Annotated in this window: 14 protein-coding genes; 7 read left to right on the top strand and 7 right to left on the bottom strand. The window is 52.8% G+C overall.

Annotated elements, in window-relative coordinates:
- Positions 1-117: 117 nt before the first annotated feature.
- The 4 genes from ACQE3D_RS08995 (at position 118) to ACQE3D_RS08980 (ending at position 4,762) form a co-directional block, all read left to right on the top strand.
- On the top strand, positions 118-516 hold the full coding sequence (locus ACQE3D_RS08995) for a PilZ domain-containing protein (protein WP_071159609.1): 399 nt from the start codon (positions 118-120) through the stop codon (positions 514-516).
- Between the two features lie 8 nt (positions 517-524).
- The gene (locus ACQE3D_RS08990; RefSeq protein WP_281022982.1) at positions 525-1,355 is read left to right on the top strand and encodes an MOSC domain-containing protein; all 831 of its coding nucleotides are present in this window, start codon (positions 525-527) and stop codon (positions 1,353-1,355) included.
- 563 nt (positions 1,356-1,918) lie between these two features.
- Positions 1,919-3,670 carry a methyl-accepting chemotaxis protein gene (locus ACQE3D_RS08985; protein ID WP_064028545.1) on the top strand — a complete coding sequence of 584 codons (1,752 nt, stop codon included), beginning with the start codon at positions 1,919-1,921 and terminating at the stop codon, positions 3,668-3,670.
- Positions 3,671-3,931: 261 nt separating this feature from the next.
- Positions 3,932-4,762 (top strand): HDOD domain-containing protein, encoded by an 831-nt coding sequence (locus ACQE3D_RS08980; protein WP_427551672.1) that lies wholly within the window; start codon positions 3,932-3,934, stop codon positions 4,760-4,762.
- A gap of 6 nt (positions 4,763-4,768) precedes the next feature.
- Here ACQE3D_RS08980 and ACQE3D_RS08975 read toward each other — a convergent pair whose 3' ends face one another.
- From ACQE3D_RS08975 to ACQE3D_RS08960, 4 genes are all read right to left on the bottom strand, one after another.
- Positions 4,769-5,410: a response regulator transcription factor gene (locus ACQE3D_RS08975; protein ID WP_427551670.1), complete on the bottom strand. Its 642-nt coding sequence runs from the start codon at positions 5,408-5,410 to the stop codon at positions 4,769-4,771.
- Positions 5,407-6,702: a sensor histidine kinase gene (locus ACQE3D_RS08970; RefSeq protein ID WP_427551668.1), complete on the bottom strand. Its 1,296-nt coding sequence runs from the start codon at positions 6,700-6,702 to the stop codon at positions 5,407-5,409. Before ACQE3D_RS08970 ends, ACQE3D_RS08975 begins: the two co-directional genes overlap by 4 nt.
- Positions 6,703-6,810: 108 nt before the next feature.
- Positions 6,811-8,046 (bottom strand): dicarboxylate/amino acid:cation symporter, encoded by a 1,236-nt coding sequence (locus ACQE3D_RS08965; protein WP_427551667.1) that lies wholly within the window; start codon positions 8,044-8,046, stop codon positions 6,811-6,813.
- A gap of 116 nt (positions 8,047-8,162) precedes the next feature.
- Complete coding sequence (locus tag ACQE3D_RS08960; protein ID WP_426994121.1) at positions 8,163-9,581, bottom strand: sigma-54 dependent transcriptional regulator; 1,419 nt, start codon at positions 9,579-9,581, stop codon at positions 8,163-8,165.
- A 236-nt stretch (positions 9,582-9,817) separates the two neighbouring features.
- Between ACQE3D_RS08960 and ACQE3D_RS08955 the strand changes: the two genes are divergently transcribed.
- On the top strand, positions 9,818-11,062 hold the full coding sequence (locus ACQE3D_RS08955) for an HlyC/CorC family transporter (RefSeq protein WP_064028538.1): 1,245 nt from the start codon (positions 9,818-9,820) through the stop codon (positions 11,060-11,062).
- Positions 11,063-11,245: 183 nt separating this feature from the next.
- On the opposite strand, the gene corA is transcribed toward ACQE3D_RS08955, so the two are convergent.
- The 3 genes from corA to xrtA form a co-directional block, all read right to left on the bottom strand.
- On the bottom strand, positions 11,246-12,523 hold the full coding sequence (gene corA / locus ACQE3D_RS08950) for a magnesium/cobalt transporter CorA (protein WP_064028556.1): 1,278 nt from the start codon (positions 12,521-12,523) through the stop codon (positions 11,246-11,248).
- A 154-nt stretch (positions 12,524-12,677) separates the two neighbouring features.
- Positions 12,678-14,075 carry a mannose-1-phosphate guanylyltransferase/mannose-6-phosphate isomerase gene (locus ACQE3D_RS08945; protein WP_064028536.1) on the bottom strand — a complete coding sequence of 466 codons (1,398 nt, stop codon included), beginning with the start codon at positions 14,073-14,075 and terminating at the stop codon, positions 12,678-12,680.
- A 145-nt stretch (positions 14,076-14,220) separates the two neighbouring features.
- Complete coding sequence (xrtA, locus tag ACQE3D_RS08940; RefSeq protein ID WP_071159617.1) at positions 14,221-15,726, bottom strand: exosortase A; 1,506 nt, start codon at positions 15,724-15,726, stop codon at positions 14,221-14,223.
- Positions 15,727-15,943: 217 nt separating this feature from the next.
- On the opposite strand from xrtA, the gene ACQE3D_RS08935 reads away from it, so the two are divergent.
- Together ACQE3D_RS08935 and ACQE3D_RS08930 are read left to right on the top strand one after the other, a co-directional pair.
- Positions 15,944-17,203, top strand: a complete 1,260-nt coding sequence (locus ACQE3D_RS08935) for a hypothetical protein (protein ID WP_427551663.1) — start codon at positions 15,944-15,946, stop codon at positions 17,201-17,203.
- A 14-nt stretch (positions 17,204-17,217) separates the two neighbouring features.
- Positions 17,218-18,171, top strand: coding sequence for a glycosyltransferase family 2 protein (locus ACQE3D_RS08930; RefSeq protein ID WP_427551661.1), 954 nt, complete (start codon positions 17,218-17,220; stop codon positions 18,169-18,171).
- Positions 18,172-18,176: the final 5 nt, after the last annotated feature.

The raw sequence follows: 18,176 nt of genomic DNA, 5'->3' as shown, positions 1-18,176 counted from the left end.
AAAACCGAATTTTAACGAAAATTCGTGCCGCGGCGTCAGCAATAATCCAGCGGGCGCTATTGAATTTCCAAGGCTTCCCGTCAATACTTAGCCACCTTCTAAACCAGCGCCTGTGCCATGTCCGAGTCAGACTTCCCATTGCACGATCACGACGATTGGGACCGGGAGATCAACCTGGACGCCGATCAGCCGAACCAGCGCATGGCTGTACGTTACCGGCGAACCGACCTGCGGGCGGCGATCAAGGTGCATAGCCTGTTATTTCCGCGCTTGTTTCATGTGGTACTCTACGACATCAGCAGCCGCGGCGCGGCAGTCATCAGCAACGACAAACTGAACCGCAAAAGCAAGGTTAGCCTGTACCTGATGTTCCCGGACGGCCAACGCTTTGACGTCGTCGCCACAGTGGTACACTGCGATCATAAAAAGCAGCGTTACGGCCTAAAATTCGACGGCCGCCACGCCGAGCTGGCCGAACACCTGCTGCACACCCAAACCGATTTGCACTTCAGCTAATTGCATCTATGCCCGTTCTTAGTCAAATACACGTTTACCCTGTCAAATCGCTGGCCGGTTTTCAGGTAAACGTCTGGCCGGTCGACCAGCGCGGCTTACAATACGACCGTAAATGGATGTTGGTCGATACCGACCGGCAATTTCTCAGCCAACGGCGACTGCCGAAAATGGCGTTGATCAAAACCCGTATCGAGAGCGATGCGCTAATCCTGTCGGCGCCCGGTCAAGCGGAATTGCGCCTACCGTTACTCGAAGTCGCCGGCGAAGCGATCGAAGTCACGGTTTGGGACGATCGTTGCCTGGGGATAGGCTGCGGCCCCGCGGCGGATGAGTGGTTGAGTCGATTTCTGGACCGCGATTGCCGTTTGGTCCGGCAGGCCGACGTCGACGTCCGCAAAGTCGATCCAGACTATGCCTTCGATACCGATCAGACCGGTTTTTCCGACGGCTTCCCATTTTTACTGGTCTCGGAAAACTCGCTGAATGCATTGAACATGGCAATGCAATTACCCTTGGATATGAACCGGTTTAGGCCAAATCTGGTGGTCGCTGAATGCGACAGTTATGCCGAGGATACTTGGCGCCGGATCTCCATCAACGATATCGTGTTCCGCCTGCCCAAACCCTGCTCGCGCTGCGCGATTCCGACGATCGATCCGGAAACCGCACGTCCCGGTAAGGAGCCTTTAACGACGTTAAATCGACTACGCAAATGGAACAACAAAGTCTATTTCGGTCAAAATGCCTTGCACGACCGGACGGGCTTGCTTAGCGTCGGTCAGCCCGTTGTCATTCACGAGACCGGTTCGGCGCAACCTCCGTTAGGTAAAGACCGTTAAAACATTCCAGCGCCGTTCGATCGCTTGGTGATCGCACCGTACGCTAAGACGTCACGACCAAATCCGAACACTGTCAGCGACATCACATCCCTATTCGCGTAACGGGTTGATCGACATAGAATAAACTCCGGTCGAAAGCGCCAATTGCGGATGTGCTAGCGCAAACTCAGGACCTTATTGAATTGATAGCCATTGCGCTTGGAAAAGTTGCCGAAGTCGCCTAGCGATAGGCCAATTCACAACGCGGACTGGTTCGCAAATTCGATATATTGATCGTTGGCACGTGCGGCACTCTCATTACGCGAAACCCACAAAATCGGGTTGAAATAGGCGGCCGTGATGGCCTCGGATCCGTAAGAGTGAATGGAGTATTCGATACTTCGCTAAACTTTTAGGCATTACATCCTGCGTAGCGAAAAGAGGGCGTTGGAATTTTCCGCACAACTAATAAAGTTTTCCAGCTAGTTGACGTTAAATTGTAGGCTATACTCACGGCGCCTATCCTTACGGCGCGCGGCCGCAAGAGCGAATAATAACTATACAAAGCATTTCTGGAGATTCGAATGTTGATGATGAACTGGCATTCCGTAGGTGTGAAAGTAGTAGCGATTACGATGTCGGTACTCACTGGTGTCGGCATCCTAATACTGATTGTCTACGCCAATGTCGGCAAGCAAAAGATGATCGATCGGGAGATCGAGTCGTCACGTCAGTTATTGGTTTTGTCGGAGTCGATTCGCGACAATGTCGTCAAGAAATGGGAGACCGGCGTCTATTCTCCCGAACAGCTCAATCAACTCATCGATAAATTCGGCTTGGCGAAATCCAGAGAGTTGGTGCTAGCGACCGTGCCAACCGCGAACGCCTGGGATGTCATAGAAACCAAGGCCAAGGAATACGGCTTCCGTTTCAAGGCGCCCGCTAACAATCCGCGTAACCCGCGTAACGCCGCCGACGAAATCGAACGCACCGCATTGGATTATTTTCGGAATAATCCGAGCGCCAGCGAATACAGTTACATCGATGAAGACAAGCAGGAAATCCGCTATCTGCGGCCAGTTAAATTGGCCAAACAATGCGAACTGTGCCACGGGGATCCGCAGAACTCGCAGTCGCTTTGGCGTAACGACAAAGGCCAAGACCTGCTCGGCTATACGATGGAGAATCGGCATGCCGGCGATTTGCACGGAGCCTTCGAAATCATTACGCCGTTCTCGGTGGCATTGGCCCAGTTAAAATCCGATACCTATTACGCCATCGGGTTTTTAATTGCCACGCTATTTATCATCGGCTTCACCGGCTACTTTATGATGAGCAGAATCATCATCGGTCCGCTAACCGCGTTGGCGCTCAAGCTTCAGGACATATGCAGCGGCGACGGCGACTTGCGGGCTAGACTGGATGCCTCCGGTAAATCGGAGTTCGCCTGGGTCGCTCATAGCTTTAATTCCTTTGTCCGTAAAATTGCCAAAACCGTCGATGAAATCAGCGCGACTAGCGAAAAACTGGCCAGCGCCTCGCACAAATTGGCGACCATCACCAATACGACACAAAGCGGCGTCGAAAGGCAATTGCACGAGACCACGCTGGTCGCCAACGCGATGAAGCAGATGACCTCGACGGTTCAGGATGTCGCTAAAAACGCGGTCCGAGCGTCCGAGGCCGCCGAAATTGCCGATAAAGAAGCCTCGACCGGCAAGAACATCGTCAAGGACGCGGTCAACGGTATTAACAGCTTGGCCAGCGAAGTTGAAAATGCCGCGAATGTGATTCACGAATTGGAAAACGACAGCAACAGTATCGGCGAGGTGCTTGGCGTGATCCAAGGAATTGCCGAGCAAACCAATTTGCTGGCTTTAAACGCTGCTATCGAAGCGGCTCGGGCCGGCGAACAAGGCCGCGGTTTCGCGGTCGTCGCCGATGAAGTCCGAACACTGGCCAGCCGGACTCAAAATTCGACCTTGGAAATTCAGCAAACCATCGAACGTTTACAAGGGCGCGCCAAACAAGCCGTCTCGGTAATGGAGAACGGCCGCAAACGTGCCGCTTCGAGCGTGGATCAAGCGGCATCGGCCGGCGAATCGATCACCTCGATCAGCCAGCGCATCGATACGATCAATGACATGAACAACCAGATTGCCAGTGCCGCCGAAGAACAAACCGCGGTGGCCGAGGAAATCAATCGCAATATCAGCAACATCAGCCACGTGTCCGAAGAAACCTCGATTGGCGCGAAAAACACCGCCGACGCTTGCCGGGAATTGCTGGAACTCGCCAATCAACTTCGCACGACCGTTGGTAGCTTTAGAACTTAGGCTAGCGAATCAGCCTACCTAGCCTAGGTAGGCTACGCCCCGTTATCGCGTCGCCAAATGACGTCTATACTTTTTACCACGGAGCCCAAACATCGTGAGCGGTGTCTTTGCTCCGTTGTAAAAACAGAAATTCGTTTTTGTTGAACTTAAAATCATCCATGGCCGAATGCCGCGGATGATCGTCGCATACTCCGCATCTAGGTAGCGTTGGACTCTCCACGCCATCCGGGCTTGCGGTTTTTTAGGGACAAGAGAGCAACCATGCCAGCGTCAATTAACCAACTATTCGATCAAATCCACCAACTTCCGCAAATTCCCGAAGTCGTCCGAACTATTGTCAAACAACTCAACGATCCTAATTTCCACATGCCGCAAATCGTCAAGGATGTGGAAAAAGAACAAGTCATTACGTTAAAGGTATTACGGCTGGTCAATTCCGCCCACTTCGGCCTATCCCGAAAAGTAGGTTCGATAGAAGAAGCGGTCACGATGCTTGGCACCAATCAACTAAAAACCTTGGTCATTGCCTCCGGATTTGTCGGTTCGTTTCCGAAGCTGGCCAATTTCGATCTCAAGCTATTTTGGCGAACAAGCTTTCGAACGGCTACGCATGCCGGCTGGCTTGCCACGCAAGCTGGCTTGCAAACCGATATTGCCTACACGGCCGGTTTGATAGCCGACCTTGGTAACGTGCTGATCCATTTAGGACTACCCAGCGAGGCTAACGAGATCGATCAACACGTCAAAGCCGGCAATTCGCGTTCCGATATCGAGCTGCGCCGGCTGGGGTTCGTGACGCCGACTGCGTCCGCGGAACTCTGCCGCCGCTGGAAATTTCCCGACGACTTAACCCAGGCCGTCGAACAATCGGCCGATCCGTTGGCATCAGGAACGCCAAATCGCTTGGCATGCGCGGTCTTTTTAGGTCGTTTTACCGCAAATGCTCTCGAAGCCAATCAATCCTCCGACCAGATTATTAAAGCCTTTCCACTAACGGTCGCCGAAGGTTTGAGTTTATCGGCGGATTTCGTTCAATCGCGCTTGCACGAGATGCTGGAATTGGGCAGCGATTTGGACGAATTGATCGATTGAGTAAAATTAACGCTGCATCAGCCCCAAATTGACGGCAATGTGCGCCAATTCGGTCGTCGTCGCGACTTGCAGTTTCTTTTTGATCTGCGTGGCATAATTGGCGACCGTTTTATGGCCCAAACACAGTTGGTCGGCAATTTTGTGGACCGTCAAACCTTGCGCAAGTAAACTGAAGACGTCAAATTCCCTAGGCGAAAAATCGGCAATAATCGTCTGATGATTGCCGGACAAGTACTCGCCGGAGGACTTCATCAAGCCGCGCTCCACATAAGTGACGCCTTGCAGGACCGCGGCTATCGCTTCGGCCAAAATTCCGGGGGCGCTGTTCTTGGTGATATACCCCAAGGCCCCGGCATCCAAGGCCCGACTGACGTAGACTTGCTCTTGGTGGACGCTGAATACCAGTATTTTCGCGTCGGCGTCACGCTGTACGATGCGACGAATCGTTTCCAGACCGCCAATGCCCGGCATCGACAAATCCATGACCAACACGTCCGGCTTTACCTCTTGGTATAACTGTATCGCTTGTTCACCCCGTTCGGCTTCGCCGATCACCTCAATGCCGGGACTGGCCGACAACAACATCCGAAATCCGGCTCTGACTACCGCGTGATCGTCCACCAACAAAATACCGACAGCGCGTTTCATGCCAAAGGTATCCTAGCTTGTATGGTCATCCCGCTATCGGGTGCGGACCGGATATCCAGCTCGCCGTCAAGCGACTTGATCCGCTCCTTGATGCCGCGCAATCCAAACCCCCGATTGACGGTCGTCAAATCGCAGCCTCGACCGTCGTCTTCGACGCGCAATTGCAACAAGGCTGGCCGATTGAGTTTACGCAAAACGATCGCAACCCGTCCAGCCTGAGCATGCCGCACGACATTGGTCAGGCACTCTTGTATCACCCGGAAAATCTGAATGGTGACCGCCTTGTCCAAACTGTCGACCTCATCGCCGCAATCGATGGTTAGGTTCAAATCGGGGTTACGCTCCGACCAATGATTTACCAAGTCCTCCAACGTGGCTTTCAAACCCAGCTCAGTCAGAACCAAGGGATGGAGTTGCTGCATCATCGAACGGACGACGGTCATCAAGTGATCGCAAATATCGCTGATGGCCGAGGTAATCTTGGCCGTATCCGCGCGCTGGTGAGCCGCCGTCACCGCCATGACCTTGATCGCGGTTAACGACTGCCCAAGTTCGTCGTGTAATTCTTGCGACAGCCGTTGACGCTCTTCTTCCTGTATGGCTAACGAGTGTTGCGTCAATGCTCGATTTTCCTGACGACTCTTTTCCAATTCGACGGTCATATGATTGATGGCATTGGCGATACTGTCGAACTCCATCGTCGAAAATTGCGGCAATTGGTAGCGATATTGGCCGGTTTCGATAATGCGCAAGGCTTCCACAATCGAGACAATCGCTTTCAGCGATTTACTCAACACCAAATTGACCGCTAAAAAACTCAGTAAAGTCAGTAGCGACAGGGATGCGAAAAAACCGACACTCTCCTCCCACACCTCGGTAATCTCGTCCAACGGCTGGGCTTGAATGACCAAGGTCATCGGTTTGCCGTCCCTGGTATGCAGCTGATGTTCGACCTTCGGATAATCGCTTCGCACCCAGGTCACGAACCATGCGGGCGGCATGTCTTCGGGATGACTCGGTTGGCCCGCTCCGGAAAAATGTACCAATTGGCCGTCCGGCTTCAGCAACTGAATGCTCAGATGCCTGGTTTGTTGTAATGCGCTGAACCGTGACAGATCTTCGACCGGCGCATCCAAACCCAGCGATATTAACTGCACCGCCATATTGATCGAGGCGTCAACCTCTTTCTTAACGGCCTGCCGCGCCTGCCAAATCGCAATCGCGCCGCCGATCAGTAAGATACAAAGCGAGGACAGCAGTATCCGTGAAATGATCTGATTTCTTAAACTCATCGAGGCGGTCATCGGAATTAATCGGCTATTATCTTCGGCCCGCTCCCGATCGACCATAGGAAAAATTCTCGATTGATTAAGACTCGCACTGACAGCTTGTGTGGAGAATTAGCCGGGGCGGCCTACCCACCTCTGCACAACCAAGCTTCCGATCATATCGCCTTCGACGTTGACCATGGTGCGCACCGTATCGAGCAACCTGTCCACCGGCAACAAGATGGCTATCGCTTCCGCCGGCAAGCCCACCGATTGCAATACCATCACCATCGTCACCATTCCCGCGCTGGGTATGCCCGGCGCTCCCATGGCCGCCAGCATCGTCGTGAAACACACGATCAATTGCTGCGTCAAATCGAGCTCGATACCGGCCAGATTGGCGACGAACAAGGCTGCCGCCGCTTCGTAGAGCGCGGTACCGTCCATATTCATAGTCGCTCCCAACGGCACGACGAATCCCGCGATTTCGGCATCCACATGCAAGTGCTGCTCGACGCAGCGTAGCGTCACCGGCATCGTTGCCGAGCTGGAACTGGTCGCAAACGCGGTTAGCAACGCTTCGCGCGCGCCGTTAAAAAAGGTCAACGGCGCCATGCCGGTCGCCCCATACAAAAGCAGCGGCAACACCACAAAGCCGTGCAGCAGCGTAGTCCCGATCACGACCGCGACAAACTTGGCCAAGGTTGCTAATACGGCGGCATTTTGCGTGGCGACCAACTGAATCAACAAGGCCATGATGCCCAGTGGCGCCAGACGCATGATCCATCCGACCAAGCGCAGCATTAACTCCAGTGTTTCACGAAGCAGCAATAATATGTTCCGGTAGCGCTGTCCGCCGACCACCAATGCGATTCCGAGTAATAACGCAAATACCACGATTGCTAATATATTGGCTTGCGCCAACGCGGCGAACGGATTCATGAACAAGCCGTGCAGGAAACTGGCGGCGAATTCGAGCGGCGTCATTTGCTTGGCGGCGAATCCGGCGGTGGCGTCGCGAAACCAAGTCCCCGACTGACCGGCACCCGGCTGAAACAGATGCGCGGCCGCCAAACCCAGCGCGATCGCCAACGCCATCGAGAACACAAAAAAACATAATGTTGCGACCCACACCCGTTGCAACTGGCTATGCTGACGGAGATTGGCGACACCGACCGCGATCGAAGCGAACACCAGCGGGACCAATACCATTTTCAACAAATCGACAAATACATTGCCGACTAATCCAGCCAGATACAAACCGACTTTCACGCCGGGCGCATCCGGCCCGGTTGCGCCGAAACCCAAGCCAATCGCGAGCCCTAACAGTGCCGCGACAAAAATCTGTTGGTTTAGCGACCGAGGCATGATTGCCACCGGCCCAATCGCGGCGCGACCGGGGCTGCGGCACGCAAAACGCGTATGAAACCGCAATAATATCGAGACTGCACTGGACAACAGCGAGCTGAAGATGTCATCGGCGCTTATGCCGTATCCACTTTACGCAATTTCTCGACCAATGTCGTTCGACGCATATTCAGCAATTTGGCGGCGTGAGCTACGACGCCGTTACACTCTTCCAGCGCCTGGCGGATCAATTCGTTCTCCAGTTCAGTCAGATATTCTTTTAGATCGATACCTTGTTCGGGCAAGTGTATCGCCCCGACGCCACCAGGTACTGCCGCACCCAAACCCTGATGCTCGGCTGGGCGGTATACGTGAATTTCCTGGTCCGGCAAAGTCGCCGGAAGATGATCGGGTATTTCGTAAGCTTGAAACTTTTCCGGCAAATCGCCGGTATCGACCAACGCATCGGGCTTAATGATGGCCAGCCGTTCGATCAAATTCGACAATTCCCTGACGTTGCCCGGCCAATGGTGTTGAGATAAGACCGCGACCGCGCGAGGACTCAATCTGACGGAACCGCGATTCTGCGCTTCCATACGGCTAATTAGATCGCTTACCAGATAAGGAATGTCCTCGGTGCGTTCGCGCAAGGCCGGAACTTCGATAGGGAATACGTTCAAGCGATAAAACAAATCCTCTCTAAACCGTTTTTCGGCAATCTCCTGCTCCAGTTGACGGTGAGTTGCCGCTACGATGCGGACGTCGCAATGTATCGTTTTATTACTGCCGACGCGCTCGAAAGTGCGTTCCTGCAATACTCTCAATAGCTTGACCTGCATGGGCATCGGCATATCGCCTATCTCATCGAGAAACAAGGTTCCGCCCTCGGCCAGTTCGAATCGGCCTTGCCGAGCGGTCAATGCACCGGTAAACGCACCTTTCTCATGACCGAACAGCTCACTTTCGAGCAACTCGCCGGGGATAGCGCCGCAATTGACCGGTACAAAGGGTTTGTCCCGACGGGAAGAGCCGCGATGCAAGGCTTGAGCAACCACCTCCTTACCGGTGCCCGACTCGCCCAAAATCAGTACGGTGGCATCGGATTTGGCCACTTGATCGATCAGTTCGCGCGTCCGGGCGATCGCCCGGCTAATGCCGGCCAAGCCCTTATCGGAACGCGACTTTTTCGGCGACTCGGCAGGCTGAAAACTATCGAGCAGTTGAATCAACTCGGGATAGACCGTGGGCCATTCCAGAATCTTGGTGACCAATTGATGAACAGGGGTCGCTAACGCCTGCTGCTGGCCTCCTGCCTCGACCAACACCACAATTGGCGCTCCACTCGCGGCATCAGCGACCGACTTAAGCAGAATCGCCAATTTATCGTTGGAACCGCCAACAAACACCACGTCCGCCTCTCGGCATCGGTCCGATGCGGTTTCGAACTCCTTCACTGTAAGGGTGTATACCCGATATTCCAAGAACTTGAGTACGGTTTCCACTTGCTGGACCCGAACAGGATTGTCGTCAATGAGTAAAATTTCTGGCAAAGCCATGCTTCGTTTCTCTGGAATAGCCTGACGGTACGATTTAGGGTAGGAATGGGCTTTAAGTTAAGCACCGAAACCCTACATTGTCAAAATGCTAGCTTTTCAATTTATTGCAATAAATTGTTGAAGTGGTTTGAATGAAGCATACGTCATTCCACTCCGTTGGGAGGACGTTTAGGCTTGACAAAAACTCTCCAGTAGACAAACTAAGCCGATGTTCCACTGCCAAGAGCACCGTTGCCTTGAACGATATTTCCCTTAGTATACTCTTCGGTATACTGGCCGCACTGTTGTTGATTTCCGCGTTTTTCTCCGGTTCGGAAACCGCGCTGATGACGCTAAACCGTTACCGCCTGCAACATCTAGCGAAAAAAAAGCACAAGGGCGCGGTCAAGGCTCAGACACTGTTAAAGCGACCGGAGCGCCTGAACGGGCTAATTGCCCTTGGTTATCACCTGGGAATTGTGCTCACTGCTTCACTGACCACCGTCATCGCGTTGCGTTTGGGGGGGGAACCATTGATTTTACCGGCAGTGGCGGTGCTAACCGGTTTGATACTGATTTTTTCGGTCAGTATTCCCAAAACCCTGGCGACTTTCAGACCTGAAAGACTGGCATTTTTCTCCGCTTGGTTTTTCATCCCTCTAGTGAAACTACTATATCCAGCGGTTTGGACTCTAAATTTACTATCCAGGCTGTTGCTACGAATATTCGGCGTCAACAGTAGCAAAGCCGACTTGGTGACGCGAGATAAGGAAGAGTTAAAAAACATCGTCTCCGATGCTAATCATTCGATGCCGACCCGCTATCAAAACATGCTACTCAGTATCTTGGATCTGGAATCGGCCAGCGTCGCCGACATTATGACGCACCGCAATGACGTGGTCGGTATCGATATTGAGGAGCCACTCGAGGACATCATTGCCCAGCTGCAAAAAAGCCCCCACACCCGGATGCCGGTCTACAAAAAACATATCGACCGGGTGATCGGCTTTTTGCATCTGCGTACCGTGTTGGCACAAGTTAGCCAACCAGATTTCGATAAACAAAAAATCGTCAATAGCCTCGCCAAACCTTTTTTCATACCGGCCGGCACGCCCATTTCGAAGCAAATGCAGATATTTAAATCCGAGAAACTGCGGATCGGCCTAGTTGTCGACGAATACGGCGACGTATTGGGATTGGTCACGCTAGACGATTTGCTGCAAGAAATCCTCGGAGAGTTGATCGCCGAAGAAGCCGACATCAAAGTTCAAAAAGACGGCAGCTTTTTGGTCGATGCGGGTACGACAGTTCGCGAGCTCAACCGGCTCACCAATTGGCAATTACCCACCGAAGGCCCCAGAACCTTAAACGGCTTAATCATCGAATACATGGAAACCATTCCCGAGCCAGGAACCAGCATCAAGCTCTACGGACATGTCATGGAAATTCTCAAGCGAGACGATAATACGATCAAACTCGTAAAATGCCATTCGCTGGTTTGACGCGAAATGCAAAAAAAAGGCGCTAACTCTAAAGTTACCGCCTCAAAGCATTAGGAAGAAATATAACGCAACTTTAACTGTTAACCGAACAAAAAAGTTAGCGTTAGATTAATCGAGTCAATACTGATTGAAAATGTGGCATATTGTCGCAGCAGCATAATGCCTCCCGGTTTGGAGACGACATTATCTCAACCAACCCTTCCGTTTAAAAAAAACAAAAGGCGCTACCACCGAAATCGTCATCAATACCAGCGCGAACGGATACCCCAACGCCCATTTCAACTCCGGCATGTTATCGAAATTCATACCGTATATGCTGGCGATCAGCGTTGGCGGCAACATCGCGACAGACGCAACCGAGAAAATTTTGATGACCTTGTTTTGGTTAATGTTGATAAAACCAACCGTCGCATCCATCAAAAAATTGATCTTATCGAACAAAAACGCGGTATGACTGTTTAACGATTCGATATCACGCAAGATTTGCTGGGCGTCATCCAGTTGCGTAGTGTTCAACAATTTGCGGCGAATCAGGAACGACACCGCGCGCTGCGTATCGAGCATATTACGACGAATCCGGCCGTTCAAATCCTCTTCCTCGGCAATGTCTGCCAGTATAGCCGCAGCCTCCTCATCGCTGATATTTTGACTCAATACCTGCTTGCTGACATTTTCCAGCTGCGCATAGACGTTTTCCAAGGCATCAGCCGAATATTCCGCTTCCGCCCCGTATAAATCCAGCAGCATATCCTTACAGTCCGATACGAAGCCGGGTTGGGTTCTGGCACGTAAACGTTGCAAACGAAAAACCGGCAACTCCTCGCTGCGTACCGAAAACAACATCTCACCGCGCAAAATAAAGGCAACCGGCACGCTACGCGATTTACCCTCCCGATCCAACAAAAAATCCGAGTGAATGTGAATCTCGTGTTGGTCCTCGACATAAAAGCGCGCGCTGGCCTCCAAGTCGGTCAAGTCCAGCGGATCCGGAAGGTCCAAGCCGTAGTGCTGGCCGATCAATGCGCGTTGAGCCTTACTCGGCGCCAACAGATCGACCCAGATCGGCTGAATCGCCAACAAGTCGTGACGACAGGTAATCGCGACTTTCGACAAACGTCCGTCGACCAATTCAAAGGCGCTCATTTGGCCGACGCCGCAATGCGGCTCCCGGTCGCCGACCAAGGCTTCCCGCAACGCATCCGACAACTCCCAGAGTACGTCGTCCTGACGAGCGTCTTCCACTTGTTCCCATACCAAGCGGGCGTCGTCCAAATCTATGGACTGCAAAATATGCCCGATTTCAACCGCGGACAATTTGTCGAGCACGCTACGCAGTTCCACCATGTGCTGTTTTTGCACCAACGCGGTAACGAGCTTGCGTCTAGGCATGGTTTGATTGCTCAACATACCTTCGACCAGCTTATGCTTTCTCAACAAATCGTTGACGGTTTGTAGCGACAAGGACAACTCCAAGGGGAATAAGGTCTACAGGGTGGCATGATCGTCGAATGTACTCGAAGCATACTTATCGAGCGGATTTTTCAAAAAACGGGAGGCCTAAGCCTCCCGAGTCGTTGCGGAATAACAAGGACGCAACGGCGTGCGTCCCGCGCGGTCAAATGCGTCCGTACTGGTCTTCGTAGCGCACGATGTCATCCTCGCCCAAATAACTGCCAGACTGGACTTCGACCATTTCTAGCGGGATGACGCCAGGGTTCTCCAGGCTATGAATCACACCCAATGGGATGTAAATGGATTCGTTTTCCGAAACTAGAATTTTTTCGCCATTCTTGTCGACCCAGGCTGTTCCTTTAACAACCACCCAATGTTCGGCGCGATGATGGTGCTTTTGTACCGACAGTTTCGCGCCTGGTTTGACGACAATGCGCTTGGTCTGATGCCGATCGCCGCAATCGACCAAGTCATAGTGTCCCCAGGGACGATAGACTTTACGATGAACGTTGGCTTCGCTACGCTTCAATGTCTTCAATTGTTCAACGACTTCCTTCACATCTTGCACTCGATCCTTTGCCGCGATCATGACCGCGTCGTCGGTTTCTACGACAATCAGGTCGTCAACGCCAATCACCGCAACCAACTTGTTGCTGGAATGCACAAAGGAATTACGGGTATCGACGGTCAACACGTCGCCTTTGATCGCATTGCCGGAACCGTCCTTATCGGTCACGTCCCACAGCGCGGACCAAGAGCCAACGTCATTCCAGCCGGCATCCAACGGTATCACCGCCGCCTTATCGGTTTTTTCCATGACTGCATAATCGATCGAATCCGACGGACATGTCGAGAATGTCTGTTTGTCCAAACGTACAAAATCCAAGTCGGGTTTGGCGGCTTGCAGCGAAGCGCGGCAAACCGCCAACATTTCCGGATTGAAGCGCTCCAGCTCGCGCAGAAAAACACCGGCTTTAAACGCAAACATACCGCTGTTCCAAAAGAATTCGCCGCTTTCCAGATAACGCTGAGCGGTTTGCGCATCGGGCTTCTCGACAAAGGCATCGACTTTGTAAGCGGGGCCATAGCGTAGCGAACCGCGCTTGATATAGCCGTACCCCGTTTCGGGTTCGGTCGCGACAATTCCGAAGGTCACCAGCAAATCCTGTTCCGCCAATGCACGAGCCTCCAGCACCGCATGGTGGAATGCAGCTCGGTCGGCAACGACGTGGTCGGCGGGCAGTACCAACAACACGTCGTCCTCGGCGGCACTCAACGCGGCCATTGCCACGGCCGGCGCGGTATTTTTGCCGACCGGCTCCAGAATAATCGCGGCTGGCCTGACGCCGATTTCGCGCAATTGCTCGGCCATCATGAAACGATGATCCTCGTTACATACGGCGATCGGCGCTTTTAATCCAGCTAAACCATCCAGCCGCAATACCGTTTCCTGAATCATCGTATAACCCGAGACCAACGGTAAGAATTGCTTGGGATATTGACCGCGCGAAAGTGGCCACAGTCGCGTTCCAGAACCGCCTGAGAGTATTACCGGTGTCATAGTTTGGTTTCCTTGCATCGAAATAAAAAACAATGGGGGTAGTCTAGCATCATGCTTGCATCGGGCGTCAACCTGAGGATGGACATCGCAAGCGGACGCATTTTCGCGTGAAGCGGGTAATTCACCGCTAGAGAGCATCCTCGGTTCATTGACAACAAACCGCCAAAACTCGTTGCAATCTCGCCCGGCCTTCGACCAGATCGTCACCGATCACTTCGGTATACAATACGATCAACATTTCCGGATCGGCATCGCCAGTTAATCGTTTTAGCAATTGCCACCATTTCGCTCGATAATCGCTCGCGGTATTGAAGTTGCCGACACGATACCATCGATACACAAGCAAGTTTCGGGCCTCGCTTTTCAACAGCGACTCGACGACTTCGCCCGACGTTCCATCAGGCCAATCTACCTGTACCGCTCTTTCGGAAGCCATACGCCAGACTTTATGCTTTTGCGGCACCAGAAAATTTTGGGAGTTCACCAATTCTCCGCCCTGCGATTCGTCACCGAAATTCGCAAAATACATCGCCACTGTTCCAGATGGATCGTCAACCGCGTTTTTTACCTCCGCCATGACGCCATTGAAAGTTGGCCGCCATCCCCAATCTGGCGGCGATTGAACAGCCCCCCCACTTCCTCGGAGCGTGACTATTTGGTCAGGTATGGCAGCCGCTACCGCCTGCCGAGCGGCCAAACTCCGAAAGACGATAGGCCAAGCAATAAGACCTATCACGACGACGGCTATCATCGGCAACAACCCCTGATACCTCGTCATCGGCTCAGGCATACTTTGCTCGGCCGATGTATCGGCAATTGTTTCTTGGTCGGCCCAAAACGAACCGGCATAAAACAGCAATAGCATGACCAGCCCGAAAAACAACCAACCGTAAATAATATGATCGACACCCACAGCCAATTTCATGCCACTAAAATGACCAATCATCACGATCATGTAAGCACGCAAACCGTTCGCCAGAATCGGCGTTAAAAACGATGCGATAATGAATAGGGTTCGTTTTCGTAAGTTACGGAAATTCAAATACGCGTAGACAAGACCCAAGGTCAACGAAGCAATTAAGTAGCGCAAGCCACTACATCCCTCCACTACCGACCAGTTCCCGGAAGTCAGCATAAAAAACATGCCGTCACGGTAAACGCTCATGCCTGTAAGGCGTATCATCCACACCACAAATGACGCCGTGTATTCCATCATCCACGGGATGAACGCTTCCCCGAAAGGCACCATCAAGTAAAGAAACAGGATGGGAAACAGCATTTTTTTAATAACCGATCCACCCAATAGCGCCCAATAACCGCCGATCAGGATCGTTACGACAGCCCATTGCTCCAAAACCAGCACATGGACCAATTTCGCCACCAACCAAACGAACCCGCCTATAGCCGTCACTAGCAAGCCCAGCCAGGCACTCTCGGGTTGCAGATTTCGGTAACAGTGGCGTCTGGACCAGATCAACCAAAGGCTGATCGGCGCCACCAAAAAACCGTGAGTAAATGTCTCGGATCGCGACCAAATCTCGACAATGGATGCCCAAGTCGAAAAAAAAGCGCCGACACAGACCAAGGTCACCAAAACGACACCCGCGACCGGATACCGCCACTGAATGGGCAAAGCCCCGAAAATCAACATTCGCTTCCTCAACTTTGGTTTTATGACAGCTCAGCAAGCCCCGCGACCGGGCCTGGATACATTTTAGAATAGGCATGTGACATGCGATTGTCGATTCGATACCGCGTCGCGATAAAATTCACGGTGTCGAACTGTCGCTTGCTTATCCCAGCGGATTCTCTGCTACGATGTATATCCGCCACCCCGCCAGATCCGTTCAACTGAGTATTATCGAACAATGTTAATCGTGATTTTGTTTTTTTTATGCCTATGGTTAACCGCGTTGACCGTGCTTTGGTTCTGGAAAAAGCCATTGTTCATCGCCACTTGGCGAGAACCTTACTTCGCCGAAACGCCGGTATTGATTGAAAGCGACGACTGGGGGCCTGGCGGAGATTATCAGGCTGAAAGACTCAGAAATCTGCTGGGCTCCTTGGCCACGACGCGCGATTCTCGGGGGCGTTGTGCGGTGTTAACCGCCGACGTGGTGTTAGCCGTGCCCGACGTCGCCAAAATCCAAGACGATGCCGACAACCGATACTTCCGAAAACGCCTGGATACCGACTTTCCGGAAATTTTTGAAGCGATGCGATCGGGCGTGACGCAAGGTACATTCGTTCCGCAACTACACGGCCTTGAACATCTTAACGGTGAAGCTTTCGCCAAACTGCTAGGCGATGGCGACTCGCGCCTAAACGACGCTCGAGCCCATGCCGACTGGTGGGATTGGGAATCGCTGGATTCACCGCTGCAAGGCCACTATGTCGACGGCAGCCAGTTGCCGACGACACCGATAGCCGAAAATAAAGCGCGCGACATCGTAGAAACAGCCGGCCGTTTGTTTATCGAAATGTTCGGGCAACCGACGCTGACCACGGTTGCACCGTGTTATCTTTGGGGCGACGCCATCGAAGCGTGTTGGCGCGAGCAGCGAATTACGGCGATCCAAACCGCCGGTTATCGTTGCCTCGGGCGCGATGGAAACGGCAAATATTTTGCCGACCCTACCCTGATCCGCTGCGGCGAGCGCAACCGATACGACCAAGTCTATTTGGTTCGAAACGTCATGTTCGAACCCACCGACGGCAAACATACGCCCGACAGCGCCTACGCCGAAGCCTTAGCCGCACGTCGCCAGGCCTTGCCGCTGACCATTTCCACGCACAAATACAATTTCACCCGTAGCGATACACAGTGCCGAGACTCGATCGCCGGATTGCAGCAGCTGTTAAGTCGAATTTGCACGACGCTACCCCACGTCCGGTTTCTGGCTTCGCCGGAATTGGCGGAATGGCTAAACGGCAACCGAAATGAAATCACCAATCGGTTTAACGGGGAAACTTGGCAAGGTTTGAGTCAAGCAAGTCAATATCGTAAGGTTGGTGCGTTTCTTTACCGATTGTATTACCGACACCCGAAGCTGGCGTGGATCGCCTATCTAAGCGGTTTAATCTTCCCGGCTTGGTTCGTGTGCGCAACCAGCACCCGCGACAGTTGACACCGTTTAATTCGATGAAAATTAGCGCGGTCATTCCCGCTTATAATAACGCCGCATTTCTTCGGGACGCCATCGCCAGTGTACGCAACCAGAGCCATCAAGTCGACGAAATCATAGTGGTGGACGACGGCTCGGTTGACAATACCGAAACGGTTATCGCCGATCTAGGCAGCGATATTGTCTATCACCGTCAAGACAACCAAGGCCCCTCCGCCGCGCGCAACCAAGGCATTTCACTGGCCAACGGCGATTGGATCGCGTTTTTAGACGCGGACGATCAGTGGACACCCGATAAAATCGCCAAACAATTACAGGCGCTACAGACCCATCCAGCGCTACGCCTAATCGCCGGCGACATGGCGGAAATCGACACCGACAATCGATTACTCACTGCTTCGGTGCTGGACAAACACGGGCTTTCCGAAAAATTTTCGCAATTGGCCGGCGCTCCAGTGCCTAACGCGTTGGCGGCCTTGGTCGCGAAAAACTTTATTCCGACCGGTACCGTATTAGTCAGTAAAGCCGCGCTTTACGAAGCCGGCCTGTTTAACCCGACGATACGCTTCGGCGAAGACCTGGAGCTTTGGGCCAAAATCGCCGCAAAACATCCGATCAGTTGCCTGCCGGACACTTTAATGCTGCGCCGCCAGCATGGCAATAACGCCACTCAAGCCAGCGAACGCATGCTGGTTGATCTGACTCGGGTGATGGACTCGTTGGCACAGCAAATTGGCCCGGAGCTGCGCGCTCAAGGTGTATCCCCGGATGATTTAGTCTCTCGGGCGTTTTGGACATTGGGGTATTGGTACTTCAACAACGGCGCTCGAACTGACGCTCGCTCCGCCTTCCGGAGTAGTTTAACGCGCAAAGCAAATGCTCCGGCCTTACTTTATCTGATCGCCAGCCAGCTAACGCCGGGTGCCATAGCGGCGGTACGTGCCGTTAAACAGCGGTTGATCGGCCACTAATTCAT

Source organism: Methylomonas sp. MS20, from assembly GCF_050275925.1.
Taxonomy (GTDB): domain Bacteria; phylum Pseudomonadota; class Gammaproteobacteria; order Methylococcales; family Methylomonadaceae; genus Methylomonas; species Methylomonas koyamae_A.
This window is presented reverse-complemented; position numbering and strand designations above follow the sequence as displayed.